Consider the following 26190-nt stretch of genomic DNA (forward strand, 5'->3'; position numbering starts at 1 on the left):
CAGAGCCGGCGCGAGGCCGGCCAATCGGGCGAGGGCGGATGACGGCCTGGGTGAAAGGGCAAGCGACGGATCCCGACGCGGCGCTCGCCGCGGCGGCCGATCTGCTGAGAGGCGCCCGGGCGCCCGTGGTGGCGGGCCTCGCGGCCGACGTGGCGGCGGTGCAGGCGGCGTTCCGTCTCGCGCGAGTCCTCGGCGCCTCCCTGGATCCGGCGGCCTCGGACGACCTCTACGCCGATCTCGGGGCGCTGGCCGCCGCCGGCACCATGGCGACCACGCCCGCCGAGGCGGTGGCGCGGGCCGACCTCGTGCTGGTGGTCGGCGACCGGGCCGCGGAGGCGCCGCTCCTCGCCGACCTCGCCGCCTCCGGCCCCAGCCGCGGCCGGGCCGCGGGGGCGGGCCGCAGCATCGTCTCGCTCGCCTCCGGCCAGGGGGCCGACTTCGCGTCCGGCGCGGCGGGGCTGCCCGCCGCGATCGGCCTGCTGCGCGCCCTGGTGGCCGGGCGGATCGGCGGCGCGGCGCCCCTCGCCGACCTCGCCGCCCGCCTGCGCGGCGCCCGCTACGCCGTGCTCCTCTACGATCCCGGCGAGGTCGGGGCACTCGGGTCCGAGATGCTGAGCGGCCTCGCCAAGGACCTCAACGAGGCGACCCGGGCCTTCGCCCTGCCCGTCGCGGGCGCGGATCAGGGCCGCGCGGTGACGCAGGTCGCCGCCTGGACCACCGCGCAGGGGCCGCGGGTCGGCTTCGGCCGCGCCCGCCCCGAGCACGATCCCTGGCGCTTCGACGCCGCCCGGCAGGCCCGCTCCGGCGAGATCGACGCGGCCCTCTGGCTCGCCGCCCTGCCGGCTCCCCGGCCCGCCTGGACCGCCGCGGTGCCGACCGTGGCCCTGCTCGGCGCCCCGCGCGGCGACGAGGCCGAGATCGTGCTCGCGGTGGGCGTGCCCGGGCAGAGCCACGGCGGCGCCCTCTGGCACCCGCGCCGGGCGGCGATCGCCTGGCACCCCGCCGCCGCGCCCGGTCCGGCGCCCTCCGCCGCCGCGGTGATCGGCGCCCTGCACGACCGCCTCGCGCCCGCCCCACCGCCCGTCACCCTGGAGCGCTCCGCCTCATGCTGACCCGTATCAGTGGCGGCCGGGTCGTCGATCCGACCGCCGGGCGCGACGCCGTCGGCGACGTCTGGATCGAGGACGGCCGCATCGTCGAGGCGCCCGACCGCGCCCCCGACGAGATCCTCGACGCCTCCGGCTGCGTGGTGATGGCCGGCGGCATCGAGGTGCACTCGCACATCGCGGGCGGCAACGTGGTGCTCTCCCGCCTGCTGCTGCCGGAACTCGGCGTCGCCGAGGCCGGCGGGGCCGGGAGCCCGCACGGCTCGGGATCGGAGATCGGCGCCCTGTACGCCCGGATGGGCTACACCACCGCCGTCGAGCCGGCGATGCCGCCCGTCAACGCCCTCGCGACCCAGCTCGAACTCGCCGACATCCCGCTCCTCGACCGGGGCGGGCTCTGCGTGATGGGCAACGACGACCACCTGCTCCAGCTCCTGCGCGACGGGGCCGGGCCGCAGGCGGTGCGCGACCTCGTGGCGCTCAACCTCGCCACGACGCGGGCGCTCGGCGTGAAGGTGATCAATGCGGGCGGGGCCGACGCCTTCAAGGACGGCGCCGTGCGCTTCGGCCTCGACGACGAGGTGCCGGCCTACGGACTGACCTCGCGGCGGATCCTGACCGGGCTCCTCGACGCGGTCGAGGCGATCGGGGTGCCGCACCCGCTCCACGTCCATTGCAGCAATCTCGGCCTGCCGGGTGCCGACGACAGCTTCGTCGAGACCCTCGCGGCCGCCGAGGGGCGGCGCATCCACTTCGCGCACGCCCAGTTCTACGCCTACGCGGCGGTCGATCCCCAGAACCCCCTCGGGGGCGGCTTCACCTCGGCGGCGCCGCGCCTCGCCGAGGCGATGGTCCGCCACCCCAACGCCACGCTGGACGTCGGCCAGGTGGTGTTCGGGCAGACCTGCACGATCTCCCTCGACATCCTGCGCCAGTTCGCGGGCCGCAAGGGCGCGAGCCCGAGGAAGTGGATCGTCACCGCGGGCGACGCGGAGGGCGGCGGCATCATCCCGTTCCGCTACCGCGACCGCGGCCCGACCTCCTCGCTGCAATTTGCCATCGGGCTCGAACTGATGCTGCTCTCGCCCGATCCCGAGCGCACGATCCTGACCACCGATCACCCGAATGGCGGGCCCTTCACGGCCTATCCGCGCATCCTCCACCTGCTGATGGACAAGGAGGAGCGCGACCGCGAGCTGGCGAGCCACCCCAAGGTCGCGGCGGAGCGCTCGGGCCTGCACGCGCTCACGCGCGAGTACGACCTCCTCGACGTGGCCAAGCTCACCCGCTCGGGGCCCGCCAAGCTCCTCGGCCTCACCGACCGCGGCCACCTGCGCCCCGGCGCGCGGGCCGACATCGCGGTCTACCGCGACGGGCGCGACCGGACGGCGATGTTCGGCAGGGCCCACCGGGTGTTCAAGGACGGGGTGGTGATCGTGGAGGACGGGGCCGTGGTGGCGGCGCGCGCGGGCCGCACGCTCAGCGTCGCGGTCGAGGCGGATCCCGGCATGGCGCGGCGGACCGACGCCTACCTGCAGGGGCGGTTCGGCGCCGGGCTCGACAGCTTCTCGGTGCCGGACGAGGCCTTCGCGGCGCGCGAGACCTTCGAGAGCGTGGGGCTGCGGGGCTGACCATGGCGGACCTCACACTCCACGGCATCCGGGTCGAGGACACCTTCGCGGAGGCGTTCGACATGGCGGGCACGGCCCTCGTGCTCACCGCCGACACGCCCGAATGGGCGATGATCGCCGCCACCACCATGACGGGCTTCGCCACCTCGGTGATCGGCTGCGGGGCCGAGGCCGGGATCGACGCGGTGCTCGCCCCCGAGGCGACGCCCGACGGGCGGCCCGGCGTGCGGGTGCTGCTCTTCGGCTTCGACGCGGGGGGCCTGAAGAGCCAGCTCCTCAAGCGGGTCGGGCAATGCGTGCTGACCTCGCCGGGCAGCGCGGCCTATGCGGGGATCGCCTGGGACGATCCGCACCGGGGCAAGGCGATCAAGCTCGGCGGCGCGATCCAGATGTTCGGCGACGGCTTCTCGGTCGCCAAGCGCGTCGGCGGCCGGCGCTTCTGGCGCACGCCGGTGATGGACGGCGAGTTCCTCTGCGAGCACTCCGTCCCGACCATCGAGGGGGCGGTCGGCGGCGGCAACCTGCTGTTCCTCGGCCGCGCCCACGCGGACACGCTGAGGGTGGCGGAGATCGCGGTGGCGGCGGCGCGCGGCGTCCCGGACGTGATCCTGCCCTTCCCGGGCGGCATCGTGCGCTCGGGCTCCAAGGTCGGCGCGCGCACCAAGGGCATGATGGCCTCCACCAACGACGCCTATTGCCCGACCCTGAAGGGGCGCGCGGGCTCGGCCCTGCCGCCCGAGGTCAACGTGGTGCTGGAGATCGTGATCGACGGGCTCTCGGCGGGGGCGATCGCGCGCGCGATGCGGGCCGCGCTCCACGCGGCGACGGCGGCGGGCCGCGACCTCGGCCTCGTGGCGGTCACGGCGGGCAATTACGGCGGCAATCTCGGCCGCCACCACTTCCATCTCCGGGACCTTCTCGAGGCGGCGGCATGAGCGTCCTCACCCTCCGCCAGGCGCCGCCGGAGCGGCTCGACCTCTCGGGCCTCACGCCCGCCCGCCTCGCGGGCCTCGGCGAGGCCGAGGCGGCGCGGCTGCCGATCGGCACGAGCCGGCTCGGCCTCAGCCTCGGCGACTGCTTCGCGCTCGCCCTCGACGGGACCGACACGCTGCGGATCGTCGGCGGCTCGGAGCGGCTCGACCAGGTCGGCGCCGGCCTGAGCGCGGGCGCGATCGAGGTCGAGGGCGATGTCGGGCAGCGCCTCGGCGCCGGCATGACCGGCGGCGCGATCCGGGTCTCCGGTTCGGCGGGTCCCTTCGCCGGGACGGGCGCCAGGGGCGGCACGATCACGATCGCGGGCGACGCGGGCGAGAGCGCGGGCGGCGCCCTGCACGGGGCGATGGGCGGCCTCGACGGGGCGACCCTGGTGATCGGCGGCCGGGCGGGCGACCGCCTCGGCGACCGGATGCGGGCCGGGCTGATCGTGGCCGAGTCCGCCGGAGCGCTGGCGGGGTCGCGGATGATCGCCGGCACGATCGTGGCGGGCGCGATCGGCGACCATCCGGGCTACGGCATGCGCCGGGGCACGCTCCTGGTCGAGCGCCACGGCGCCCTGCTGCCGACCTTCGTCGACACGGGCGCCCAGGACCTCGTCTTCGTGCGGCTGCTCGCCCGGGCGCTGGAGCCGGTCTCGGCGCGCTTCGCGGCCCTCGCCCGCGCGCGGCTCGGGCGGCGCGCCGGGGACCTCGCGACGCTCGGCAAGGGCGAGTTGCTGACGCCGCTCGGGTGACGCGCGCCGGGCCCGCGCGGCTAAGGCGCCTCCCCGGCGCAATAGGCCTCCAGCCCCTCGGCCAGCGCGTCGAAGGCGACGCGGTAGCGCCGGAGGGCGCGCAGGTCCTCGTGCATGACCACGAAGGTCGGCAGATCCCAGCCGATCTCCGGCAGGACCGGGACGAGATCGGGCTCGCGGGCGGCGAGCCCCGCCTGGCAGACCCCGATGCCGAACCCGGCCCGGACCGCCGCGAGCTGCGCGAGCGCGCTGTCGCTGCGCCACGCGAACCGGCTCCGGTCGAGGGGCACTCCCCCGATCCGGACGTCGCGCAGGAAGGCGGTCTCGGCGTCGAAGCCGATCAGGCTGTGGCCCGCGAGGGCGGCGACGGAGGCGGGCGCGCCCCGCCGCGCCAGGTAGCGGCGATGGGCGTGGAGGCCGAGGCGCACGGTCCCGACCTTCCGGGCGAGCAGCGCCCCCTGCGCCGGCGGGGTCATCCGCACGGCGATGTCGGCGTCGCGGCGCAGGAGATCCTGCACCCGGTCGGACAGGACGAGTTCGAGGATGAGCGCGGGGTGCGCCTCGTGCAGGCGGGCGAGGATCGGCGGCAGCACCGCCCCGCCCACCACCTCGGAGGCGGTGATCCGCACCGTCCCGGCCACCCCCTCCCCCGCCGCCGTCACGGTGCGCGCCAGGGCGGCCGCCGCGGCCCGCAGGGCCTGGGCGTGCGGGCGCAGGGCCAGCCCCGCCTCGGTCGGGAGCAGCCCCGCCGGCGAGCGGGTGAACAGCACCACGCCGAGCGCCGCCTCCAGGGCCGCGATCTGCCGGCCGACCGTCGGCTGCGTCAGGCCGAGCGCCCGGGCCGCGCCCGAGAGGGAGCCCTCTTCCAGCACCGCCAGCGCCGCGCGGCAATGGTCCCAGCTCGGCTCCGCCATACGATTTCGTATAGCGGCCCGCCGCCTTTCCGCAATTCCCGGATGCGTCCGGCTCTGCGATCGTGCCCCCGTCAGCGATGAGGAGCGGATGATGGGCGGGACGAGGGAAGCCCTGGTGCTGGGGGCGACCGGCGGCGTCGGCGGGGCGGTGGCGCGGCGGCTCCTGGCCGGCGGCTGGCGGGTGCGGGCCCTGCACCGGGACCCGGAGCGGGTGCGGCGCGCGGGCGACGGCCTCGCCTGGATCCCGGGCGATGCCCGCGACGCCGCGCGCGTGACCGAGGCGGCGCGCGGCACCGCCCTCGTCGTCCACGCGGTGAACCCGCCCGGCTACCGCGACTGGGACCGGCTCGTTTTGCCGATGCTGGAGGCGAGCCTCGTGGCCACCCGGGCGGCGGGCGCGCGCCTGCTGCTTCCGGGCAACGTCTACAATTACGGCCCCGACGCCTTCCCGCACCCGGACGAGGACGCGCCCCAGCACCCGCTCACCCGCAAGGGCGCGATCCGGGTCGCGATGGAGCGCCGGCTCGCCGAGGCGGCGGCGGCGGGGGTGCGCAGCCTCGTCGTGCGGGCGGGCGACGTGTTCGGCCCCGGCATGACCGGCAATTCCTGGTTCGCGCTGTTCGCGCAGCGGGGCCGGCCGGTGCGGCGGCTGTGGTATCCCGGCCCGGGCGGCATCGGCCACCAATGGGCCTACCTGCCCGACCTCGCCGAGACCATGGTGCGGCTGGCCGAGCGGGAGGCGGACCTGCCCGCCTTCGCGCGCTTCCACACGCGGGGGCATTGGGACGCGGACGGCACCCGGATGGCGGCGGCGATCGCCCGCGCGCTCGGGCGCGAGCGGCTGCCGGTCCACCGGGTGCCCTGGGCGCTCACCCGTCCCGCCGCGCCCTTCGTGCCCTTCCTGCGGGAGGTGCGGGAGATGCTGTATCTCTGGAACGCGCCCCTGCGGCTCGACAATGCCCGCTTGGTGGCGGCGCTCGGGGCGGAGCCGCACACGCCGCTCGACCGGGCCGTGGCGGCGACGCTCGCGGATCTCGGCGCCGCGGGCGCCGGGCAGGGTCTGAAACCGACCCGTCCGCTCCCCGTCTCCCGGATGCCCTTGCGCTGAGGCTCCGCCCGTCCGGGACGGCGGGGACCCCGGACCCGTCCCTCAGTTCACGCTGGCCCGGTAGCAGCGGATCTCGGCCTCGGCCTGGGCGCGGCGCAGCTCCGCGACCTTGTCGTCGAACAGCTTGGTCGAGCGGAACTCGTTGGCGCGCTGGCCGATGCCCTGGCGCATCGACAGGATCGTCGAGGCCTGCACGTACTTGTCGTAGGGCAGGATGGCGGCGATCGCGTCGATCGAGCAGGCGCATTTCTGCAGCGCGTCGCGGGTCTGCCCGTTCGCCGCCATGCAGCCGAAGACGTAATCGGCCCGCGCCTCGGTCGGGTAATCGTTGTCGTCGGCCAGGGCCGGCACCAGCCCCGCCAGCAGGGCGCCCGCGCCGAGCGCCCCCTTAACCCACGCTCGGTTCATACGTCACCGTCTCCTGCAGGAGCTTGCCGCCCTCCGGGCCCGGCGCCTCGACGTCGATCGAGACGATCTCGCCCGGCACCGCGGGCGACAGCACGAACGTGTAGGTGAGGCTATCGAAGCCGCGCAGCTTGTCCTTCACGGGGTCGTTCACGAAGGGCCGCAGCACCACCCGCCAGCCGGGCCGCTTCTCGCCCCCGACCTCGACCTCGGTCGGGGTCGCCGGGCCGCCCTCGCGCATCGCCTTGCGCAGCCCGTTCTTCAGGTAGCGGGGATTGCCCTGCAGCGCCTTGGCGATGTCGAGGACGTGGTATTCGAGGAACTGCGCCAGGAGCGGGTTCCCGGTCATGTTCTCGTAATGGGCGGTCGGCAGCCGGCGCTCGCCCGTGAAGGCCTCGATGGTCAGGTTGCGGCTGTCGGGCCCCGACCCGGCCGCCACCGTCTCGACGATCCGGTCCTCGATCGGCGCGCCGAAGGGGCCGTCCTTGATGCCGCTGAAGCGGGTGTAGCGGTAGGTGATGCGGCTGCCCGCCGGCGCGGCGGCGAAGTGCTTGCCCTCGAACAGCAGGTCGACGGCGCTCGGCGCGGCCTCCCGCGCCGCCGCGGCCGCTGCGGGCGGCGGCGCCGGCTGCGCCAGCGCGGGCGTCGCGGCCAGGAGCAGGCCGCAGAGGAAAGCGGGTCTCACGCGGACACTCCCTCGGGTTGGGGCACGACGGGCGCGCCGCCGATCGTGCGGTACTGGTAGTCGGGCGCGGTCTCCAGGGCCGATTCGGCGACCGCGAGGGCCTGGACCTTGGCGTGGAGCGGCGAGAGCGAGCAGGCCGGGTCGGTCGCGGCGGCGTCGCCCGCCAGCGCCAGGGCCTGGCAGCGGCAGCCGCCCCAATCCTTCTCCCGCCGGTCGCAGGAGCGGCAGGGCTCCTTCATCCAGGACGTGCCCCGATAGGCCTGGAAGGCGGGGGAATTCGCCCAGATGTCGCCGAGCGCGCGCTCCTGCACGTTCCAGAATGCGAGGCCCGGGATCGTCTCGGCGGCGTGGCAGGGCAGCACCTTGCCGCTCGGCGTGACGTTCATCAGCCGCCGGCCCCAGCCGCCCGCGCAGGCCTTCGGGTACTTGGCGTAGTAGTCCGGCACCACGAGGTCGATCACGAGCCGGCCCTTGAGGCGCTCGCGCGCCTCCTCGACCACCCGGATCGAGCGGTCGACGTCGGGCTTGGCCGGCATCAGGGCGGCGCGGTTGACGTAGGCCCAGCCGTAATACTGGGTGTGGGCGACTTCGAGCCGCTTGGCGCCGAGCCTGACCGCGAGGTCGATCAGGGCCGGCACCTCGTCGATGTTGCCGCGGTGGATCACCGCGTTGAGCGTGAGCGGCAGGCCCAAGGCCACGACCCGCTCGGCGAAGGCGAATTTCTGCGGCTGGGCGTTCCGCAGCCCGCCGATCCGCTCCGCGTTGCCGGCCTCGGCGGCCTGGATCGAGAGCTGCACGTGGTCGAGGCCGGCCTCGGAGAGCGCGTCGAGCTTGGCGAGCGCGCCGCCCACCCCGGAGGTGATCAGGTTCGAGTAGAGGCCGAGATCGGCGCAGGCCCCGGTGATCTCGACGATGTCCTGCCGGGCGGTGGGCTCGCCGCCCGACAGGTGGACGTGCAGGACGCCGAGCGCCGCCGCCTCCCCCAGCACCCGCTGCCACGTCGCCGTGTCGAGCTCCGCCGAGCGCTTGTCGAGCTCGAGCGGGTTCGAGCAGTAGGGGCAGCGCAGCGGGCAGCGATGGGTGAGCTCCGCGAGGAGCCCGATCGGGGCCGGCAGGGTGGGGGTGACGGCGGTCATGGTCTCGTCCTCGGCCGCCCTCGGGCGGCGGGCTTTGGGCCGCCTCAGCGGCAGGCTTGGGGCCGCCTCAGCGGCGGGCTTGGGGCCGCCTCAGCGGCGGGCTTGGGGCCGCCTCAGGCGGCGGGCTTGGCTTCCAGCACGCGCTTCTCCGCGAGGCCGTTGAGCATGGTGATGACGTCGGGCTCGATCACGCCGACCGGCGCGTCGTACTGCGCCGAGAGCGCCTCCGCGATGGCCCGGATGCTGCGCTCCCCGTCGACCAGCGACAGCACCGCCACGGCGTTCTGGTCGAGGTCGAAGGTGCGCTCGGGCGCGAGCAGCACGTGGGCGCCGCGCACGCCGTCGAAGCGCATCCGCACGCCGCGCGGCAGGCGCGGCACGTCGCCGGGGGTCAGGCTCACGCGCGCCCCTCCACCAGACCCTCGCCCGGGCGCCACGCGTCCGGCGGGATCATGCCCGGCGCCACGTAGGCGAAGTACAGGGCGTCGAGCTGCGACCACAGCACGTTGCACTTGAAGGTGAGCGCGTCGAGCGCCTGCCGCTGCAGGGCCGGCGTGGTCGCGTGCTCCTTGACGTAGGCCAGGGCGAAGTCGGCGTCGCGCGGCGCCTGGGTGAGGCGCTTGTCGAAATAGGCCAGCGTCTCCTTGGTGATGAAGTCGTAGTTCTTGAGCATGCCGGCGACGCGCTCGGAGATGATGGTCGGCGAGAACATCTCGGTGAGCGAGGAGGCGATCGCCTCCAGGAGCGAGCGCTCGGCCACGAAGTGGACGTAGGCCTCGACCGCGAAGCGGGTGGTCGGCAGGATGCCGCGCGTCGAGAGCACGTAGGCGCGGTCGAAGCCGACGCCCTCGGCGAGCTTCAGCCAGCGCTCGATGCCGCCGTCGCCCTCGCGGTCGCCGTCGTGGTCGACGATGCGCTGGCGCCAGATCCGGCGGAGATTGGCGTCGGGCATCCGCGCCAGGATGGCGGAATCCTTCACCGGGATCATCGCCTGATAATAGTAGCGGTTGAGCGCCCAGGCCCGCACCTGATCCTTGTCGAGCTTCCCGTCGTGCAGGAGGCGGTGGAAGGGGTGCAGGTTGTGGTAGCGGCGGGCGCCGATGTCGCGCAGGGCCGCTTCGAGCGCGGCGGGCGAGAGCAGGCTCGCGTCGTTCGCGGCGGGCGCGGCCGGGAGGGTGAGGGACAGGGCTGCGGTCATGGCGTGATCGTGGGCCTTCGGTTGGTCGTTCGGGGCGCTGCTGGCTCCGTTCCTCCCGGAGCCGAGGTGGCGGCTCGGGCCGCTGCGGTCAAGGGTCGTGCCCTTCACATTCCTGGCAATCCGGCCTGCCTTCTGGGTGTCGGATCGGCTGATCCTCCGCGCCGGATCAGCGCTCGTCGCATCAGGAGGCGCCGAATTTCTTTGAGATGGATCAAAGAGCCGTATCGATGCACATCGATGTCTGGAATATACTTATGTTTGACTTAAAGATGACTCGACCCGGCACGGTGTCATCGGGCGCTGCTCCAGGTCCTTGATCGTGCCGCATGTCCGACGCTGAACCGGCATCCGCTTCAGCGGGACTTGCGCTAGAGGGTCAGCGTCAGCCCGTCATGCGCCACCGTCCAGCCCTCCGCCTCGACGGCGCGGCGGGCCTCGGACTCCTCCACCAGGACCGGGTTGGTGTTGTTGATGTGCACGAAGATCCGTCGGCCGATCGGCACCTCGGCCAGGGCCGCGATCGCGCCCCCCTCCCCGGTCATCGGCACGTGGCCCATGCGCCAGCCGGTCTTGGTGCCGACCCCGGCCCGGATCATGTCGTCGTCGAGGTAGACCGTGCCGTCGAAGAGCAGGACGTCCACGCCCGACAGGCGCCGCCGCAGGTCGTCGGTGACGCGGGCGCAGCCCGGCACGTAGGCGAGCCGCTTGCCCCCCGCCTCGATCAGGGCGCCGACCGTGGTCTCGGTCTCCTCGCCGATCTCGGGCGTGCCCTCCTCCAGCCAGAGCGGCACCTTGCCGGGCACGGCGAAGAGCGTGACCGCGAGGCCCGGCACCGGCGCGAAGGACTCGTCCAGCGCCACCTCGCGCCGCGCCACGTGCTCGGGCGCCAGCACGTCGAAGACGCGGTTCGCCGAGACCGAATCGAGGATGTTGCGGGTGGCGTGGAGCCGGAAGGGCTGGCTCTCGCGCAGGGTCAGCAGCCCCGCCACGTGGTCCACGTCGCCGTTGGTCAGCAGCACCGCCGCGATCGGCGAGTGCCGCAGGCCGTGGGCCGGGTGCAGGGCGGGCGTCGCGAAGAGCTGCTGGCGGATGTCCGGCGAGGCGTTCACCAGGAGCCACGTCTCCCCGTCCGAGGAGACCGCGAGGCTCGACTGGGTGCGGGGCTTGACCCGGGCATCGCCCGCCCAGGCCATCGTGCAGTGGGGGCAGCGGCAGTTCCACTGCGGAACCCCGCCACCGGCCGCGGAACCGAGGATGATCGCCTGCATGATCCTCTCACGTCGGCGCGCAGACACCCTCCGGGCCGAGAGACCGCCTCAGTTGAAGGGATCGATCTCGGCCGATTCGTAGCTGGTGACTTCCATGCCGACGCAGATCTCGGCGACGACCGGCAGAGCCCACTTCATGGTGCGTTTCCTCTCGATGATCGGTGATGGTCAAGGCCCCCGGCGGCGGGACCGCCGGAGGCGGAGTCCGAGCCCTCAGTTGAAGGGATCGATCTCGGCCGACTCGTAGCTGGTGACTTCCATGCCGACGCAGACTTCGGCGACAACCGGCAGAGCCCACTTCATGATGCGTCTCCTGAGACTTCCCGGATCCTCATAAGAGGATCCTAAGATGTTGAGATGACAGTGTTTTCTGTCACGCGGGATATATCGGCAATCCCGACCGGGAGCGCAAGAGGTATTTTTCCGGTCCACCGCCCCCCAAAAGGGCTGGGTGCTCTCAAACCGGTCTTATTGTGCCGGTCCCGCGAGGGTTTAGCGGAGACCCCTCGTGCCCTAAAAAATTTCGTGAGCGGCAAACCGAAGGTTACTGGCGGAAGCTCGGCTCGTGCAGGTCGAGCATGAAGCCCTTGCCCCGCACGGTCACGATGGCGGGGCCCCCGGCCCGGGCGACGTCGCCGAGCTTGGTGCGCAGGTACCCGACATAGACGTCCACCACGTTGAGGGAGAGGCCGCCCTGGTTGGCCCAGAGCCGGTCGAAGATGTCGCCCCGGGTCACCGGCCGGTTGGCGTGCTCCATCAGCACGGTGAGGAGTTCGGCCTCGCGCTGGGTGAGGCGCGCGGTGGTCTCGCCGAAGCGGACCTGGCGGGTGGCGAGGTCGAGGGAGAGGCGCCCGGCGCTGAGCAGGGTGCGCGGCTCGCCCGCCGCGCGGCGGCGCTGCAGGTGGGTGCGCAGGCGCGCGAGCAATTCGTCGAAGGCGAAGGGCTTGACGATGTAGTCGTCGGCCCCGACCGCGAGGCCGTCGACGCGGTCGCTGACCTCGTCCTTGGCGCTGAGGAACAGGATCGCCCCCGGATAGCCGCCCTCGCGCAGGGAGCGGCAGACCTCGTGGCCCGAGCCGTCCGGCAGCATGATGTCGAGGAGCACCGCCTCGGGCACCCGCTCGCGGGCGGCGGCCAGGGCCTCGTCGACGCTGCCGGCGAGGTTGACCGAGAAGCCCTCCGCGCTGAGGCCGCGGGCGAGCATCCCGCGGATGTCGCCGTCGTCCTCCACCACCAGCACGCTCGTCATCGGGGCCCCATCCTCGCGGCGCGGGCCGGATCCCGGCGCCCGCTCACGCCGCGTCCTCCCTGGCATCGGCGGGCAGCACCAGGGTGACCCGTGCGCCGCGCGCCTCGTCCCCGCCCGAACCGAGGCGGATCACGCCATCATGGCGTTCGACGACCCAGCGCGCCAGGGCCAATCCGATGCCGAACCCCTGCGCGGGCGAGGAGTTCCCGCCGCGGCGGAAGCGCTCGAACAGGGTCTCGGCCTCGGCGGGGAAGCCCGGCCCGTCATCCGCCACCGTCACCTCGGCCCCGTCGCGGCGCGCCCGCAGCACGACCCAGACCCGGGTCGCCCCGGCGGCGTGGCGCAGGGCGTTGTCGATCAGGCCCTCGACGATCTGGCGCAGCCACTCGGGGTCGGCCTGGATCTCCACGTCGGTCTCGCTCGGCTCGAAGGCGAGGGCGATGCGGCGGCGCCGGGCCTCCGAGGCGCAGTTCTCCACCGCCTCGGTGAGGACGGCGGCGAGGCTGACAGGCTTGCGCTCCAGCTCGATCTGGCCGGATTCCGAGCGGGCGATCCGCAGCATGTCGCCGACGCGGCGGTGCAGGCGCAGCGCCCGCTTGCGGATCGTCGCGATGACCGGGCGGAAGGCCTCGGGCGTGTCGGGCGAGCGGGCGGCGAGGTCGCATTCCCCCAGGATGACCGTGAGGGGCGTGCGCAGCTCGTGGCTGACATCGGCGAAGAAGCGGCGGCGGGAGCGGTCGATCTCCTCCAGGCGGGTGTTGGCGGCGCGCAGCTCCGCGGTGGCCTGCGCGACCGTCTCCTCGAGGGCGGCGCGGGCGGCGGCGACGCGGCTCTCGCGGCGCTTGAGCCGGGCCGCCATGCGGTTGAAGCTCGCGACCAGCAGGCCGAGCTCGTCGTGGGCCGCGACGGGCAGGCGGGTGTCGAGCTCGCCCCGGCCGATGGCGGCGGCGCCGGCCCGGATGTCGTCGATGCGCCGCAGGAGCGGCCGCGTCAGGGTGCGGTGGACGAGGAGCAGCACCACCACGGCGAGCCCCGCCACCGCGAGGGCGAGGGCGCGCAGCCGCACCGCGAGGGCGCGCACCTCGCCCGCCGCGCTCTCGACGCCGCGGCGCTCGGCCTCGACCAGGAAGGTGAGCGGCGGGCCGGTCACCGCCCCGAAGGCGTTGAGGGCGCCGCGGATCGCGTCCGAGCGCTTCACCGGGTCGGGCTCGCGCTGGATCTGGGCCACCTGCCGGTCGAGCATGACGCGGGCGGCGCGCAGCCGCGCCAGGGGCCGCGAGCGGGCCGCGTACTGGGTGCGGTCCACGATGGCGTCGCTGCGGGCGATGGCCCGGTTGAGGCCCTCGTCGACGGCGTTGAGGGCCCGGTCGACCTCGTCGCGGGCCGTGGCGAGGCGCTCCGGCCGGCTCGGCGTCTCGCCCACCGCCTCGACCGCGGCGAGGCCGTACTCGGTGAGGCGCCCGGAGAGCTCGGCGATGAGTTCGAGCCGCACCTGGGCCTCCAGGGTGCTGTCGAGGGTGCGTTCGGCCGCGGCGAGCGACCAGAACAGCCCGCCCGCGGCCAGCAGCACCAGCGCCGCCGCGCTCCCGACCAGCAACCCGAACCGCACCCGCAACGAGCCCATGCCGCACCTCCCCGCCCGCCGAACCTCCCCGCCCGCCGAGTGTGCCACAGATGCCGGCGCCCGGCGCCCGGCGCCGGGGCGAGGGCCCGCGCCGGTTGCCCCGCGGTTGCCCCGACGCCACTCTCGCGCCGATACCGCCGGAGGCATGACGATGACAGGACGTCTCTGGGCCGCAGCGCTCGCCCTCGCGCTCGCGGCCCCGGCCCGTGCCGAGGACACCTCCCTGTGGAGGCTCTACGAGCAGACCCTCAAGCGCGCCAAGTACATCGACCTCACCCACGCGTTCGCGCCGACCCAGCCGGTCTGGCCGGGCTTCGCCGCCGCGACCGTCCGGGCCGCGCGGGCGGGGCGGACCATCGAGGGCTTCGTCGAGAAGGGCGAGGCCTTCACCTACGCCCGGCACGGCTTCGTGGCGACGGCCTACGACCTTCCCACCGACCAGTACGGCACCCAGCTCGACCCGCCGGCCCACTGGAACCCCCTCGGCGCCACGATCAGCGACCTGCCGGCCACCTACGCGCTGCGCCCCCTGGTGGTGATCGACATCTCCCCGCAGGTCGCCCGGGACGAGGGCTACCACCTGCAGGTCGCCGACATCGCCGCCTGGGAGGCGCGGCACGGCCGCATCCCCGAGGGCGCCGTGGTGATGGTCCGCTCCGACTGGTCGAAGCGCTGGGCCGAGACCGAGCGCTTCCGCGCCAAGCCCTTCCCGGGCGTGAGCCTCGCGGCGCTGCAGGTCCTGCACCTGGAGCGCCGGATCCTGTTCCACGGCCACGAGCCCCTCGACACCGACACGACGCCGAACCTGGAGGGCGAGGCGTGGCTGATGCACCACAACTTCGCCCAGGCCGAGGGGGTGGCGAATCTCGACAAGGTGCCGGAGGCGGGCGCGCTCGTCGCCATCGGCTTCGCCAAGCCGCTCGGCGGCACCGGGGGCTTCGCCCGCTACGTGGCGATCGCCCCGCCCGGCTGGCCCGAGGGGGTCAGCGTCGAGGAGGCGCCGGGCGCGCCGCTGCCGACCCAGCCCGCCCCGCTCGTGCGCGGGCCGGACGGGGTGATGCGCCCGACTCCGCCGTGACGCGGCTCAGGAGCCCGAGGCCGGGAAGCTCTGCGTGAAGGTGCGGCCCTCCGTGTCCTTGGCCACCACCGTCACGGGCTCGCCGTTGCCCGCGAAGGTGAACCGGAAGGTCGGGTCCTCGCTCACCGAGATGCCGCCGGTCAGGGTGAAGAGCGGCGTCTCGCCCTGGCGCACGCTCAGGGATTCGACGAACCACGCGGGCGTGTAGAGGCGGGTGACCTGGTCCATCTGCAGGCCCGAATAGTTCGGGTGCCGGACCTGGACCTGGGCCTCGCCGCGCTCCGCGAAGGCGCGGAAGCGCATCTTGCCGAGATTGGCCTTGGCCTCGGCCGGGTCCTTGACGGCGGGGGCCGAGCAGCCGCCCGCGGCCTTGACGTAGGCCTTGGTCATGTAGAGGGCGCCGTCCTCGGTCTCGGCGATGGCGCGGACGTAGGAGTAGGAATTCACCCGGATGCGGGTGGAGAGCTCGAAGCGGTGCTGGGGGGTCGGGAAGGTGAAGGTGCCGACGACCGGCGAGGGGTTCTCGTCCACCACCAGGGTGAGCCGCTTGACCGCCCGCCCGTCGCCCTCGGGCAGCGCGATGCGGATGCCCACCGGCACGATGGCGGCATCCTCGGCGCGCCTGGGGGTGTCGAGGCTCAGCACGCCGGCCCCGTCCTGGATCGGCCGGTCGCCGGTGACGTTGGGGCGCAGCTCCGTCCAGGCCGCCTCGGCCCTGGCGTCCTCCTGGGCGGCGGGCTGGGCCGCGACGGCCGTCGCCGCCAGGACCGACAGGGCCGCGCCGGCGAGCGCCGGTCTCCAGAACGCACGGATCATCGGGTGCTCCTCATCGTCTCCCCCGCGGCGGCGCGCCCGCGCTTTGCTGTTTGCCGATCAATGTAGTGACGGATCAGGTCTCGTGCCATGCCCCCGTGCCACGCCCCGCTTCGGGCGAGCCATCGCGGTCCGGGGCGGTGGCCTGACTCACGGTCGGGCCGCGGCGCGCGAACCCCGAGCGCCCAGCCCTGCCGGCACAGGTTCGCGCGGGCGCAACCTTTTGAACGAGCTGATGATTTGGAAGGTATGCGGCAAGGCGCCGCATGCGGGCGGGCGCGGATGAGCGGGGTTCGCGCACGCGCCGTCGTTTTGCCCGCCGGGGCCGGGGGTTATCGTGGCGGGGTTCACCTCCTCACGGGGGTGCGGATTGAAACGTCTCCGGCCGCCGTGCGCACGGCCTCGACCGGCCGTTCACCTCCTCACGGGGGTGCGGATTGAAACACCTACACGCACCACAACGTGGCGCAGAACGCGGAGGTTCACCTCCTCACGGGGGTGCGGATTGAAACTCCACGTAGAGGAACATCTTGCCGCCGCTGGAGGGCGTTCACCTCCTCACGGGGGTGCGGATTGAAACAACGGTGGGCGCTTCGCGGACGTCCAGCTCCGCTGGTTCACCTCCTCACGGGGGTGCGGATTGAAACCTACTGCCTACTCCGTCAGACGCTTGCTGACATGGTTCACCTCCTCACGGGGGTGCGGATTGAAACCTGCCCGAGGGCGAGCGCTGGAGCGCCTCGGGTCCGTTCACCTCCTCACGGGGGTGCGGATTGAAACGTCGACGAGCTCACCGACATCAGCCGGCCCGAGGAGGTTCACCTCCTCACGGGGGTGCGGATTGAAACAAGAACGTCGTCGTGCGCTACGGCGAGAGCCCGATGTTCACCTCCTCACGGGGGTGCGGATTGAAACCCGAACTCGAACGGCCTGATGACGCGCACGGACGGGTTCACCTCCTCACGGGGGTGCGGATTGAAACGCGAGCAGGCGGTCGGCATTGATCGAGTTCGCCTAGTTCACCTCCTCACGGGGGTGCGGATTGAAACGCCGACACCGCGTGGCGCGCGACGGGCGCGGGCGGGTTCACCCCCCTCACGGGGGTGCGGATTGAAACAACACGCACATGGCGTCGCTGCTGCTGCTGCAGGGTTCACCCCCTTCACGGGGGTGCGGATTGAAACCTCGGTCAGGGCGCGCCAGCCGGGCGGCAGGGCGCGTTCACCCCCCTCACGGGGGTGCGGATTGAAACTGGAGCACAAGACCGAGACCGTGCACCGCAGTGGTTCACCCCCCTCACGGGGGTGCGAATTGAAACATGAACATCATCAAGTACACCGAGCGGCTCGGCCCGGTTCACCCCCCCTCACGGGGGTGCGGATTGAAACAGGTTGGCGGTGTCCCGGGAGAGCCCGGCCCCGTGTTCACCCCCCTCACGGGGGTGCGGATTGAAACTCCACCGCGGCCACCACGTAGACGAGCGGCGGGCGGTTCACCCCCCTCACGGGGGTGCGGATTGAAACGTGATCGATGAGCTGAAAGAGCACTGCTACCGGGGGTTCACCCCCTCACGAGGGTGCGGATTGAAACTTGAGGAAGAGCAGCGCGCCGCCCTGGCCGTCCTGGTTCACCCCCTCACGGGGGTGCGGATTGAAACCCTAACGAGATGGGTGCGGGCACCGTCACCGTCCGGGTTCACCCCCTCACGGGGGTGCGGATTGAAACTTCGCGATCGGCGTCGACACCGCGAAGGACGCGAGTTCACCCCCTCACGGGGGTGCGGATTGAAACTCCTGCGACGCGTGCTGGCCGAGGGGCCATCCCCGTTCACCCCCTCACGGGGGTGCGGATTGAAACCTGGTCGAGGCGGATCTGTTCGGGGACCCGACCGCGTTCACCCCCTCACGGGGGTGCGGATTGAAACGAGTTCGCCGAGCCAGATTGCAAGACGCTGCCGAGGTTCACCCCCTCACGGGGGTGCGGATTGAAACGGCTCTGACGGCTGCAATCGCGAGTTGACGACCGGGGTTCACCCCCTCACGGGGGTGCGGATTGAAACTCCGGCGCGCGCGGCACCCCGACATCACGGCTCAGGTTCACCCCCTCACGGGGGGTGCGGATTGAAACTGTCAGGCTCTAAAGGACGGCAAGGCCGGCGCCGAGTTCACCCCCTCCCGGAGGTCCGGATTGAAACCACGCCCCGATCCGGCATAACCGCGACACGCTCCCCTCCCCCGCCGCCGAGGTGCCCGTGACCGCGTCGCCTTCCGCCCTCGCCGCCCTGCTGCCGGATCTCGGCCGGCGCACCCTCGTGATGGGCATCCTCAACGTCACGCCGGATTCCTTCTCGGACGGCGGGCGGTTCCAGGCCCGCGAGGCCGCCGAGCGCCAGGCCGCCAGCCTCGTCCAGGAGGGCGCCGCCATCCTCGACATCGGCGGCGAATCGACCCGGCCCGGCCACGTCCCGGTCTCGGCCGAGGAGGAGCAGGCCAGGATCCTCCCGGTGCTCGCCGCCGTCGCGCCCGCCTGCCCGGTGCCGATCTCCATCGACACCTACAAGGCCTCCACCGCCGAGGTCGCCCTCAAGGCCGGCGCCCGCATCGTCAACGACGTCTGGGGCCTCCAGCGCGAGCCCGACATCGCCCGCGTCGCCGCCGCCCACGGCGCCCCGGTGATCGTGATGCACAACCGCGAGAGCCCGGATCCGAGCCTCGACATCGTCGAGGAGATGAAGCGCTTCTTCGACCGCTCCCTCGCCATCGCCGCCAAGGCCGGCATCCCCGAGCGCGACATCGTGCTCGATCCCGGAATCGGCTTCGGCAAGAGCTGGGAGCAGCACCTCGACGCCGTCCGGCGCCTGCCCGAGCTGCGCGCGCTCGGCTTCCCGCTCCTGGTCGGCATCTCGCGCAAGTCCCTGCTCGGGCGCATCCACAACACCGGCACCGCCCCGGCCGACCGGCTGTTCGGCTCCATCGCCGCCCACGTCGTCGCCGCCACCCTGGGCGCCGACATCGTGCGCGCCCACGACGTGCGCCCCCACGTCGAGGCCTGCCAGGTCGTCGACGCCCTCATGCGCCGCGACGGCGGCGTGCGCCGCGACGGCGATCCGCGCCGCGACGCGGCGGCCGGAGCCCCCTGATGGCCGACCGCATCCTCGTCCACCGGCTCGCCGTCTTCGCCCATCACGGGGTGCTGGAGGAGGAGAACCGGCTCGGCCAGCGCTTCTATCTCTCCCTCGACGCGCACCTCGACCTGCGCGAGGCCGGGCGCCGGGACGACATCGCCGCCTCGGTGAGCTACGCCGACCTCGCCGCCATCGCCGGCGAGATCGCCACGACCCGGCGCTTCCGCCTGATCGAGGCCCTCGCCGAGGCCGTGGCCGCCGCCTGCCTCGCCCGCTTCCCCGCCCTGACGGCGATCACCGTGCGGGTCGACAAGCCGGGGGCGCCCGTCCCGGCGATCCTCGACGGCGTCGCGGTCGAGGTCACGAGAACCCGCCAGGACCGAAGCCCATCATGACCGAAGCCCCTCATGACCGAAGCCCCTCATGACTGACGCCTATCTGGGTCTCGGCAGCAACCTCGGCGACAAGGCCGCCATGCTGGAGGCGGCCATCGCCGGCCTCGACGCCGCGCCGGGCCTGCGCGTCACCGCCCGCTCGCGCTTCTACCGCACGCCCCCCTGGGGCGACACCGACCAGGACTGGTTCCTGAACGCCGCCGTCGCGGTGGCGACCGACCTGACCCCGCACGCGCTGCTCGACGCCTGCCTCGCCCTCGAGGCGCGGCTCGGCCGCGTGCGCGCGCGGCGCTGGGGGCCCCGCGTCATCGACATCGACGTGCTGCACTATGCCGGCGCCGCGGTCGAGGACGAGCGGCTGGTCCTGCCCCACCGCTTCGTGCGCGCGCGCGCCTTCGTTCTGGTGCCCCTCGCGGAGATCGCCCCCGACCTCGTGATCGGCGGCGAGACCGTGACCGCGGCGCTGGCCAAGCTCGACCGCACCGGGATCGAGCCGGTGGAATGAGCGGGGCGCGCGAGTCCCCCGCGCCAGAGGCGCGCGAGCGCCCGTCGTTCCCCGTCAGGGCGTGACCGGCTGCAGCCGCTCCAGCGGCAGGGCCGCGTCGCTCCAGCCGTCGGTCCCGTCCGGGAACCAGATCACCTGGCCGTAGCCGTAGGACAGGGCGCGCTTGGCCGCGTTCCACGACATCCAGCAATTCCGCAGGCAGAAGAAGACCAGCGGCTTCCCGCGGTCGCCCCCGGTGAGGCGGTCGAGCTCGCGCCGGAAATAGGCCTCGGTCTCGGGCGCCAGCGCCCCGAACCCCGTATTGGCGAGCCAGTGCGCGCCCGGGATGCTCTCGTGGGGCGGGTCCCGCCAGATCGTGCCCGGCGGCAAAGCGGCCGGCCGCGGCGGCTGGGGCATCACGTCCACGAAGGGCACGCCCGCCCGCCACAGGGCCTCCGCCTCCTCGGTCGTCACCACCCGCGCGCCCCGGAGCGTGGCGGGGGTCGGCGTGCGGAACGCGTCCTCCCGGTAGCCCGGCGGCTCGGGCACCGGCGCCGCCCCCGCCGGCCCCGCCGCCGCGAGCAGGGCGAGGACGAGGAGCGCCCTCACGGCGCCCTGGGGTCGAGGAGCCGGTTCTCCTCCTCGTCGAGGAGCGGCACCGCGTAGTCGCGCAGCACCTGCTCGATCTCGGCCCGGCGCTTGCGCAGGGCCGTGTTGAGCGTGCGCTTCCAGTCGTTCTCGTTGAGCCGCACCCCCATGGCGATGCGGTAGGTCAGCGCCGGCCGGTCCGGCTCCTTGAGGAGCGGGACCACCTCCATCGGCACCCCGCTCTGGCGGGCGAGCCAGCCCGCCGCCGGACCCCACAGGATGGCGGCGTCGAGCCGCTTCTCGGCGAGGTCGGCGACGATCTGGGCCGAGACGGTCTGGTGCGCGTTCGAGGGGTCGAACTGGTAGGGCGGATAGGGCCGCATCGACGAGACCAGCCCCACCTCCCCCATCCGGTTCACCGGCGGGGTGCCCGCCACGACCCCGATCACCTTGCCCTTGAGCCGGGGATCGTCGAGCGCCGCCACGCCCGACAGGTCGCCCCGGCGCGACACCAGCACGTAGGCCGAGCGGTAATACGGGTTGGTGTTCTGGACGAGGTCGGTCCCGAGCGCCGAGCCGACGATCACGTCGCAGAGCCCGGATCCGAGCGTGTTGCGCACGAAGCCCGGCCCCTGCGTGAGCCAGTAGGTCCGCAGCTTGACCTTCAGCTCGTCGGCCAGGATCGCCGCGATCCTGTTCTCGAAGCCTTCCCCCTTGCGGTCGGAGAAGGGCATGTTGGCCGGATCGCCGCAGACCCGCAGCGCGTCCGTGGTGACGAGGTCCGGGAGCTGCTGCGCGCCCGCCGGGCCGGGCCCCGCCGCGAGCAGCAGGGCCGCCAAACCTGCCGGGAGCCTGCCTGCCGCGAGCCAGCCGGCCGGGCGAAAGCCGGCCAGGAGGCCGCCCGCGGACGAGAGCCTTGCCCGCGCCATCAGCCGCCCAGGCACTCCTTCTCGGCCTTCTTGGCGGCCTCGGGCTTCTCCTCCTTGTCGCCCGGGCGCACCCGGCCCATGGCGCCCGCGGCCCGCGCCCGCAGGTAGACGTAGAGGTCGTCCGCGTAGCACATCACGTTCTTGTTGTCGCCGAAGGCCGGCATCACCTTCTGCTGGGCGGCGTTCACGTCCTGCTTGCCGCCCACCAGGATGCCGATGAACTCCTCGTAGGAGAGGTTCTTCAGCGAATCCTTGAGGGCCGGGGCGTAGGTCGAGCCCATCCCGTCGGGGCCGTGGCAGACGTGACACTCGGCGTGGTAGCGCCGGTAGCCCGAATAGGAGTACCAGTCGAATTTCTTGCCGTTGTCGGTGACGTGGAAGGTCGGATGCCCGTCGGCATCGAGGTACTTGCCGTCCTCGACCTTCACGGCCTTGGCCTTGTCGAGCACCGGCTGGTCGACCTCGGCGGTCTTGTCGTTCGGGTTGAGCGAATTGGCGAGGGCCGGGTCGGCGGATTTCGCTTCCTCAGCATATACGGCAACCACGGAAACGGTTGCTAGGGCGAGGCCGGCCAGAACGGGCCGCAGAGCGGTCGTGCTGAGGTGACGCAACGGACGTTTCTCCCTGTATCCGGTCAGAGACCCGGGCCTTGCGGGTGGCCGGTTCTCTCCGAGGGCCACTTGATCATAAGGAAGCCGGCGCGGAAACCCGCGCCGGCCTGACTTAAGTACGGTTCAAGCTGCGACCGATTAGTTCGGCAGCGTGAAGACGGTGAGCTGGCCGCCCAGGTTGGTATAGTTCGAGAGGGCCGCGTAGCCGCCCACCGCGCCGAGGCCGGCATTCGGGTCGGTCAGGCCGGCCGCGAGGCCGATGCCCGCCCAGCCGCCGACGCCCGACAGGACCGCGACGTTCTGCTTGCCCTTGTGCTCGTAGGTCATCACGTTGCCGATGATGCCCGACGGGGTCTTGAACTTGTAGAGTTCCTTACCCGACTTGGCATCGACGGCCTTCAGGTAGCCCTCGAGGGTGCCGTAGAACACCACGTCGCCGGCGGTGGCGAGAGCGCCCGACCACACCGAGAACTGCTCGGGGACCGACCACTTGATCTTGCCGTTGACGCCGTCCCAGGCGATGAAGTTGCCCATGCCGCCGTGGCTGTTCGGGGCCGGGTACATCGACAGGGTCGCACCGACATAGGGCTGGCCCGGGGTGTAGCTCACCCGGAACGGCTCGTAGTCCATGCAGACGTGGTTGGTCGGCACGTAGAACAGGTTGGTCTTGGGCGAGTAGGCCGCCGGCTGCTGGTCCTTGGAGCCCAGAGCCGCCGGGCAGATGCCCTTCGAGTTCACGTCCTCGCCGTTCTGCTCGGTCGAGTACTTGGCCTGCACCAGCGGACGGCCGTAGGTCTTGGACGACTTGTCCATGTCGACCTTGGAGGCCCAGTTCACCACCGGATCGTACTTCTCGGCGACGAGCAGCTCGCCGGTCGCGCGGTCGAGGGTGTAGCCGAAGCCGTTGCGGTCGAAGTGGGTCAGGAGCGGACGCTCCTTGTCACCAACCTTCTGATCCGTGAGGATCATCTCGTTGATGCCGTCGTAGTCCCACTCGTCGTGGGGGGTCATCTGGTAGACCCACTTGGCCTCGCCGCTGTCGACGTCACGCGCCCAAACGGTCATCGACCACTTGTTGTCGCCGGGGCGCTGCTTCGGGTTCCAGGTCGAGGGATTGCCCGAACCGTAATACATCAGGTTCAGCTTGGGGTCGTAGGAGTACCAGCCCCAGGTGCAGCCGCCGCCCTGCTTCCACTGATCGCCTTCCCAGGTCTTCAGCGAAGAGTCCTTGCCGACCGGCTTGCCGAGGGAGGTGGTCTTCTCCGGGTTGACGAGCATCTCGTCATCCGGGCCCATCGAGTAGCCGCGCCAGATCTTCTTGCCGTCCTTCAGGCTGTAGGCCGTCACGTGGCAGCGCACGCCGTACTCACCGCCCGAGATGCCGACGATGACCTTGTCCTTGACCGGGAGAACGGTCGCCGTGTTGGTCTCGCCCTTCTTGGGGTCGCCGTTGACGACCGACCACGCGACCTTGCCGGTCTTGGCGTCGAGGGCGACGACCGTCGTGTCGGCCTGGTGCAGGATGATCTTGCCGTCGGCGTAGGCCAGGCCACGGTTGACCGTGTCGCAGCACATCACCGGGATCACGTTCGGATCCTGCTTCGGCTCGTACTTCCAGACGATCTTGCCGTCCTGGTTCAGGTCGAGCGCGTACACGATGTTCGGGAACGGCGTGTGCACGTACATCGTGTCGCCGACGACCAGCGGCGCGCCCTCGTGACCGCGCAGCACGCCGGTCGAGAACGTCCAGGCCACCTGCAGCTTGTTGACGTTGCCGGTGTTGATCTGGTCGAGCTTCGAGAACCGGGTGTTGGCGTAGTCGACGGTTTGCAGAACCTGCTGCGCCGGGTTGTTGATCTCCTTCTGGAGATCATCGGCCAGGGCGGGCGTCACGCCCAGGATACCCGCGCTCAACGCTAGGAGATGGACCGCTCTCATGGATTCCTCCGACAGGTGCTTGCGTGCGTCCCGCCCTCGGAACGAGGGGCCGGCAGCACTGACCTGCTGTTTGCGCATGGGGACGTCGTTGAGCTCCGGCAGCGTGTCACAACAGGCTTGATTGCTTGCCCGGGCTTATTTTGCCGTTAGGGCACGCCGTGTTTGCGAACCGAACACCACCCTCCCCTGGCGGCGCCGTTGGAAACCGAAGCTGAACGAACTCTAAGAGAAAAATGGGCGGCGTCAACAACGATCGGCGCCCGGCGGGGCGCGTTTCGGCGCCCAATCAGGTGACTTAAGTACGATTTCCCCTGTGCGCTGCATTGCACAACGGCGCTACCGCAGCGCAGCATCAACTACTTGTGTAGGGCAGGAGCGGCCTCGCGGGGCTGCGGCGCGATGGATGAGCCGGCTCACCTGTCAGTCGACCGGCCGCTTGTGGATAATGACGATCAGTCCCATTCGAGTTCCTGGTAGGCGGTGGTGGCATTACGGGCGTTGAAATCACGAAAGAGTGACCACTCCGACGCCTCGCCGGCGGCGGCGGTGCCGGCCTCCCCGATCGGGCGGCCGTCCCGGACCATGGCCCGCACCTCGGTCTCGAGGGTGGTCAGGTAGCGCTCGATCGGCCCGGACGCGGCCGGCCAGGACACCGAGGCCGGGCCGTGGCCGGGCACCACGCGGGCGGCGGGCTCGGCCCGCAGGCGCCGCAGCACCGCGATCCATCCCTCCAGCCGCCCGTCCAGGGCCGGCACGTGGCCGACGAACAGGAGGTCGCCGAGGAACCACGTGTCGGTCGCGAGGTCGCGCACGGTGAGGTCGCTGTTGGTGTGGGCGGTGGGCCAGGCATCGAGGCGCAGCACCCGCCCGCCGAGGTCGAGCTCGCGGCGCTCCTCCACCAGGAGGGTCGGGGGCACGATGCGGGTGCCCGCGAAGCCCGGGCCGACGAGGTCGGCGTTGGATTGCAGGTAGCTCCCGGCCCGGGCGGCGAGCGCCTCGGGCAGGTTGCGGTGTCCGACGAAGGTGGCGCCCTCGCCCGCGAAGGCGGCGTTGCCCAGCACGTGGTCCGGGTGGACGTGGGTGTTGATCACGTAGCGGATCGGCAGCGCCGTCCGGGCCCGCACGGCGGCGAGGAGCCGGCGGCCGGCGAGCAGGCTGCCGCCGGTGTCGATCACCGCCACCGCGTCGCGCCCGACCACGAAGCCGACATTGGCGATCGCCCCTTCATTGTCGCGGGAGGCGAGCGCGTAGGGCGCGGCGTAGACGAGGATCCCCGGCGCCACCTCCCGCATCGGCAGCGGCGCGGCCCCGGCGGGGCCGGGCGGGGCCGGCGCCTCGGCGCGCGCGGCGGGGGGCGTCGGCAGGGCGGCGGTCGCCGAGAGGGTGGCGGCGAGGAGCCAGCGCGGGATCGCGCGCATCGAGAATCCTCCGGGATCAGGCCGCCACCGCCTCCGGGTAGCGGGCCGCGAGGTCGCGGCGGGTCGCCTCCTGCCAGGCGCGGCCGCGCTCCGCCCGCGGCGTGGTCAGGGGAATCGTCGCGGCGAGCCGCGCCGGCCGGGGCGTGAGCAGGAGGAGCCGGTCGGCCACCTCCAGCGCCTCGGGCACGTTGTGGGTCACCATCAGCACGGCGGCGCGGCGGCGCCGCGCGGCGCCGAACACGGCCGCGCGCAGGGCGGCGGCGGCCGCGTCGTCGAGGGACACGAAGGGCTCGTCGAGGACGAGGAGGCGCGGCTCCAGGGCCAGCGCCCGCGCGAGGGCGACGCGCCGCGCCATGCCGAGGGAGAGCTCGCCCGGGAACCGGTCCCGCCACGGCGTCAGGCCGAGCTCCTCGAACAGCCCGTCGAGCGGGCGCCCCCGCTCCGCCCGCGGCAGGGCGAGGCGGACATTCTGCTCGACGCTGCGCCAGGGCAGCAGCCGCGGCTCCTGGAACACGATGCCGATGCGCAGGGTGGCGGGATCGGGGCTGACGCGTCCCTCGAAATCCCGGTCGAGGCCGAGCAGGATGCGCAGCGTGGTGGTCTTGCCCGCGCCCGAGGGGCCGATCAGGCAGAGCGTCTCGCCGGGCTCGACCGCGAAGGCGAGGTCGCGCACCGCCTCGACGCGCTCGCCGCGGGCCGCGTAGGTCTTGCGGCGGATCGCGACGGAGAGGGCCGGGTCAGCGCCAGCGGCGGACATGG

General features: G+C 72.7%; 27 protein-coding genes. 9 read left to right on the forward strand and 18 right to left on the reverse strand.

The window, feature by feature from the left end; genetic code table 11:
• Positions 1-38: 38 nt before the first annotated feature.
• From MET2598_RS0133785 to MET2598_RS0133800, 4 genes are read left to right on the forward strand one after another with little or no spacing between them, the layout of a single operon-like run.
• On the forward strand, positions 39-1112 hold the full coding sequence (locus MET2598_RS0133785; protein WP_018263831.1) for a tungsten-containing formylmethanofuran dehydrogenase subunit B: 1074 nt from the start codon (positions 39-41) through the stop codon (positions 1110-1112).
• Positions 1106-2737: a formylmethanofuran dehydrogenase subunit A gene (locus MET2598_RS0133790; protein WP_018263832.1), complete on the forward strand. Its 1632-nt coding sequence runs from the start codon at positions 1106-1108 to the stop codon at positions 2735-2737. Before MET2598_RS0133785 ends, MET2598_RS0133790 begins: the two co-directional genes overlap by 7 nt.
• A 2-nt stretch (positions 2738-2739) precedes the next feature.
• Positions 2740-3672: a formylmethanofuran--tetrahydromethanopterin N-formyltransferase gene (fhcD, locus tag MET2598_RS0133795; protein ID WP_012335440.1), complete on the forward strand. Its 933-nt coding sequence runs from the start codon at positions 2740-2742 to the stop codon at positions 3670-3672.
• On the forward strand, positions 3669-4466 hold the full coding sequence (locus MET2598_RS0133800; RefSeq protein ID WP_012335439.1) for a formylmethanofuran dehydrogenase subunit C: 798 nt from the start codon (positions 3669-3671) through the stop codon (positions 4464-4466). The genes fhcD and MET2598_RS0133800 overlap by 4 nt, the downstream gene beginning before the upstream one ends.
• A gap of 20 nt (positions 4467-4486) precedes the next feature.
• Here the strand turns inward: MET2598_RS0133800 and MET2598_RS0133805 are convergent, their stop codons facing one another.
• Positions 4487-5380, reverse strand: a complete 894-nt coding sequence (locus MET2598_RS0133805; RefSeq protein ID WP_018263833.1) for a LysR family transcriptional regulator — start codon at positions 5378-5380, stop codon at positions 4487-4489.
• A gap of 91 nt (positions 5381-5471) precedes the next feature.
• Between MET2598_RS0133805 and MET2598_RS37845 the strand changes: the two genes are divergently transcribed.
• Complete coding sequence (locus MET2598_RS37845; protein ID WP_036271105.1) at positions 5472-6488, forward strand: NAD-dependent epimerase/dehydratase family protein; 1017 nt, start codon at positions 5472-5474, stop codon at positions 6486-6488.
• Positions 6489-6530: 42 nt separating this feature from the next.
• On the opposite strand, the gene MET2598_RS0133815 is transcribed toward MET2598_RS37845, so the two are convergent.
• The 10 genes from MET2598_RS0133815 to MET2598_RS0133860 all read right to left on the reverse strand — a co-directional run bounded on the left by MET2598_RS0133815 (position 6531) and on the right by MET2598_RS0133860 (position 14053).
• A complete protein-coding gene (locus tag MET2598_RS0133815) occupies positions 6531-6896 on the reverse strand; it encodes a hypothetical protein (RefSeq protein WP_012335436.1) in 366 nt (121 codons plus the stop codon).
• Positions 6877-7578 (reverse strand): hypothetical protein, encoded by a 702-nt coding sequence (locus MET2598_RS0133820; RefSeq protein ID WP_012335435.1) that lies wholly within the window; start codon positions 7576-7578, stop codon positions 6877-6879. The genes MET2598_RS0133815 and MET2598_RS0133820 overlap by 20 nt, the downstream gene beginning before the upstream one ends.
• Positions 7575-8714: a pyrroloquinoline quinone biosynthesis protein PqqE gene (pqqE, locus tag MET2598_RS0133825; protein WP_012335434.1), complete on the reverse strand. Its 1140-nt coding sequence runs from the start codon at positions 8712-8714 to the stop codon at positions 7575-7577. The genes MET2598_RS0133820 and pqqE overlap by 4 nt, the downstream gene beginning before the upstream one ends.
• A 113-nt stretch (positions 8715-8827) precedes the next feature.
• Complete coding sequence (pqqD, locus tag MET2598_RS0133830) at positions 8828-9115, reverse strand: pyrroloquinoline quinone biosynthesis peptide chaperone PqqD (protein WP_012335433.1); 288 nt, start codon at positions 9113-9115, stop codon at positions 8828-8830.
• On the reverse strand, positions 9112-9912 hold the full coding sequence (gene pqqC / locus MET2598_RS0133835; RefSeq protein WP_051086552.1) for a pyrroloquinoline-quinone synthase PqqC: 801 nt from the start codon (positions 9910-9912) through the stop codon (positions 9112-9114). Before pqqC ends, pqqD begins: the two co-directional genes overlap by 4 nt.
• 368 nt (positions 9913-10280) lie before the next feature.
• On the reverse strand, positions 10281-11180 hold the full coding sequence (pqqB, locus tag MET2598_RS0133840; protein ID WP_018263835.1) for a pyrroloquinoline quinone biosynthesis protein PqqB: 900 nt from the start codon (positions 11178-11180) through the stop codon (positions 10281-10283).
• A gap of 48 nt (positions 11181-11228) precedes the next feature.
• Positions 11229-11318: a pyrroloquinoline quinone precursor peptide PqqA gene (gene pqqA / locus MET2598_RS37850; protein WP_012335430.1), complete on the reverse strand. Its 90-nt coding sequence runs from the start codon at positions 11316-11318 to the stop codon at positions 11229-11231.
• Positions 11319-11393: 75 nt separating this feature from the next.
• Complete coding sequence (gene pqqA, locus MET2598_RS37855) at positions 11394-11483, reverse strand: pyrroloquinoline quinone precursor peptide PqqA (RefSeq protein ID WP_012335429.1); 90 nt, start codon at positions 11481-11483, stop codon at positions 11394-11396.
• Between the two features lie 241 nt (positions 11484-11724).
• Complete coding sequence (locus MET2598_RS0133855; RefSeq protein WP_012335428.1) at positions 11725-12429, reverse strand: response regulator transcription factor; 705 nt, start codon at positions 12427-12429, stop codon at positions 11725-11727.
• 43 nt (positions 12430-12472) lie between these two features.
• Positions 12473-14053 (reverse strand): sensor histidine kinase, encoded by a 1581-nt coding sequence (locus tag MET2598_RS0133860; protein ID WP_012335427.1) that lies wholly within the window; start codon positions 14051-14053, stop codon positions 12473-12475.
• A 145-nt stretch (positions 14054-14198) separates the two neighbouring features.
• On the opposite strand from MET2598_RS0133860, the gene MET2598_RS0133865 reads away from it, so the two are divergent.
• Complete coding sequence (locus MET2598_RS0133865) at positions 14199-15131, forward strand: cyclase family protein (protein WP_018263836.1); 933 nt, start codon at positions 14199-14201, stop codon at positions 15129-15131.
• A 6-nt stretch (positions 15132-15137) separates the two neighbouring features.
• On the opposite strand, the gene MET2598_RS0133870 is transcribed toward MET2598_RS0133865, so the two are convergent.
• Positions 15138-15947: a quinoprotein dehydrogenase-associated SoxYZ-like carrier gene (locus MET2598_RS0133870; RefSeq protein WP_018263837.1), complete on the reverse strand. Its 810-nt coding sequence runs from the start codon at positions 15945-15947 to the stop codon at positions 15138-15140.
• 2248 nt (positions 15948-18195) lie between these two features.
• Between MET2598_RS0133870 and folP the strand changes: the two genes are divergently transcribed.
• Genes folP through folK form a run of 3 tightly spaced genes read left to right on the forward strand, consistent with a single transcriptional unit; the run spans position 18196 to position 19968 of the window.
• Positions 18196-19083, forward strand: a complete 888-nt coding sequence (gene folP / locus MET2598_RS0133875) for a dihydropteroate synthase (protein WP_012335424.1) — start codon at positions 18196-18198, stop codon at positions 19081-19083.
• Positions 19083-19463 carry a dihydroneopterin aldolase gene (folB, locus tag MET2598_RS0133880; RefSeq protein WP_018263838.1) on the forward strand — a complete coding sequence of 127 codons (381 nt, stop codon included), beginning with the start codon at positions 19083-19085 and terminating at the stop codon, positions 19461-19463. The genes folP and folB overlap by 1 nt, the downstream gene beginning before the upstream one ends.
• Before the next feature lie 28 nt (positions 19464-19491).
• Positions 19492-19968, forward strand: a complete 477-nt coding sequence (gene folK, locus MET2598_RS0133885) for a 2-amino-4-hydroxy-6-hydroxymethyldihydropteridine diphosphokinase (protein ID WP_012335422.1) — start codon at positions 19492-19494, stop codon at positions 19966-19968.
• A gap of 54 nt (positions 19969-20022) precedes the next feature.
• Here the strand turns inward: folK and MET2598_RS0133890 are convergent, their stop codons facing one another.
• The 6 genes from MET2598_RS0133890 to MET2598_RS0133915 form a co-directional block, all read right to left on the reverse strand.
• Complete coding sequence (locus MET2598_RS0133890; RefSeq protein WP_018263839.1) at positions 20023-20556, reverse strand: PQQ-dependent catabolism-associated CXXCW motif protein; 534 nt, start codon at positions 20554-20556, stop codon at positions 20023-20025.
• On the reverse strand, positions 20553-21464 hold the full coding sequence (locus MET2598_RS0133895) for a substrate-binding domain-containing protein (RefSeq protein ID WP_018263840.1): 912 nt from the start codon (positions 21462-21464) through the stop codon (positions 20553-20555). The genes MET2598_RS0133890 and MET2598_RS0133895 overlap by 4 nt, the downstream gene beginning before the upstream one ends.
• Positions 21464-22075, reverse strand: a complete 612-nt coding sequence (locus tag MET2598_RS0133900) for a c-type cytochrome, methanol metabolism-related (protein WP_026191079.1) — start codon at positions 22073-22075, stop codon at positions 21464-21466. Before MET2598_RS0133900 ends, MET2598_RS0133895 begins: the two co-directional genes overlap by 1 nt.
• 138 nt (positions 22076-22213) lie before the next feature.
• The gene (gene xoxF5, locus MET2598_RS0133905) at positions 22214-24013 is read right to left on the reverse strand and encodes a lanthanide-dependent methanol dehydrogenase XoxF5 (protein ID WP_026191080.1); all 1800 of its coding nucleotides are present in this window, start codon (positions 24011-24013) and stop codon (positions 22214-22216) included.
• 452 nt (positions 24014-24465) lie between these two features.
• Positions 24466-25431, reverse strand: coding sequence for a quinoprotein relay system zinc metallohydrolase 2 (locus tag MET2598_RS0133910; protein WP_018263843.1), 966 nt, complete (start codon positions 25429-25431; stop codon positions 24466-24468).
• 16 nt (positions 25432-25447) lie between these two features.
• Entirely contained in the window at positions 25448-26188 is a 741-nt protein-coding gene (locus MET2598_RS0133915; RefSeq protein ID WP_012335416.1) for an ABC transporter ATP-binding protein, read from the reverse strand.
• Positions 26189-26190 lie beyond the last annotated feature (2 nt).

This window comes from Methylobacterium sp. WSM2598, assembly GCF_000379105.1.
In the GTDB taxonomy this organism is placed as follows: domain Bacteria; phylum Pseudomonadota; class Alphaproteobacteria; order Rhizobiales; family Beijerinckiaceae; genus Methylobacterium.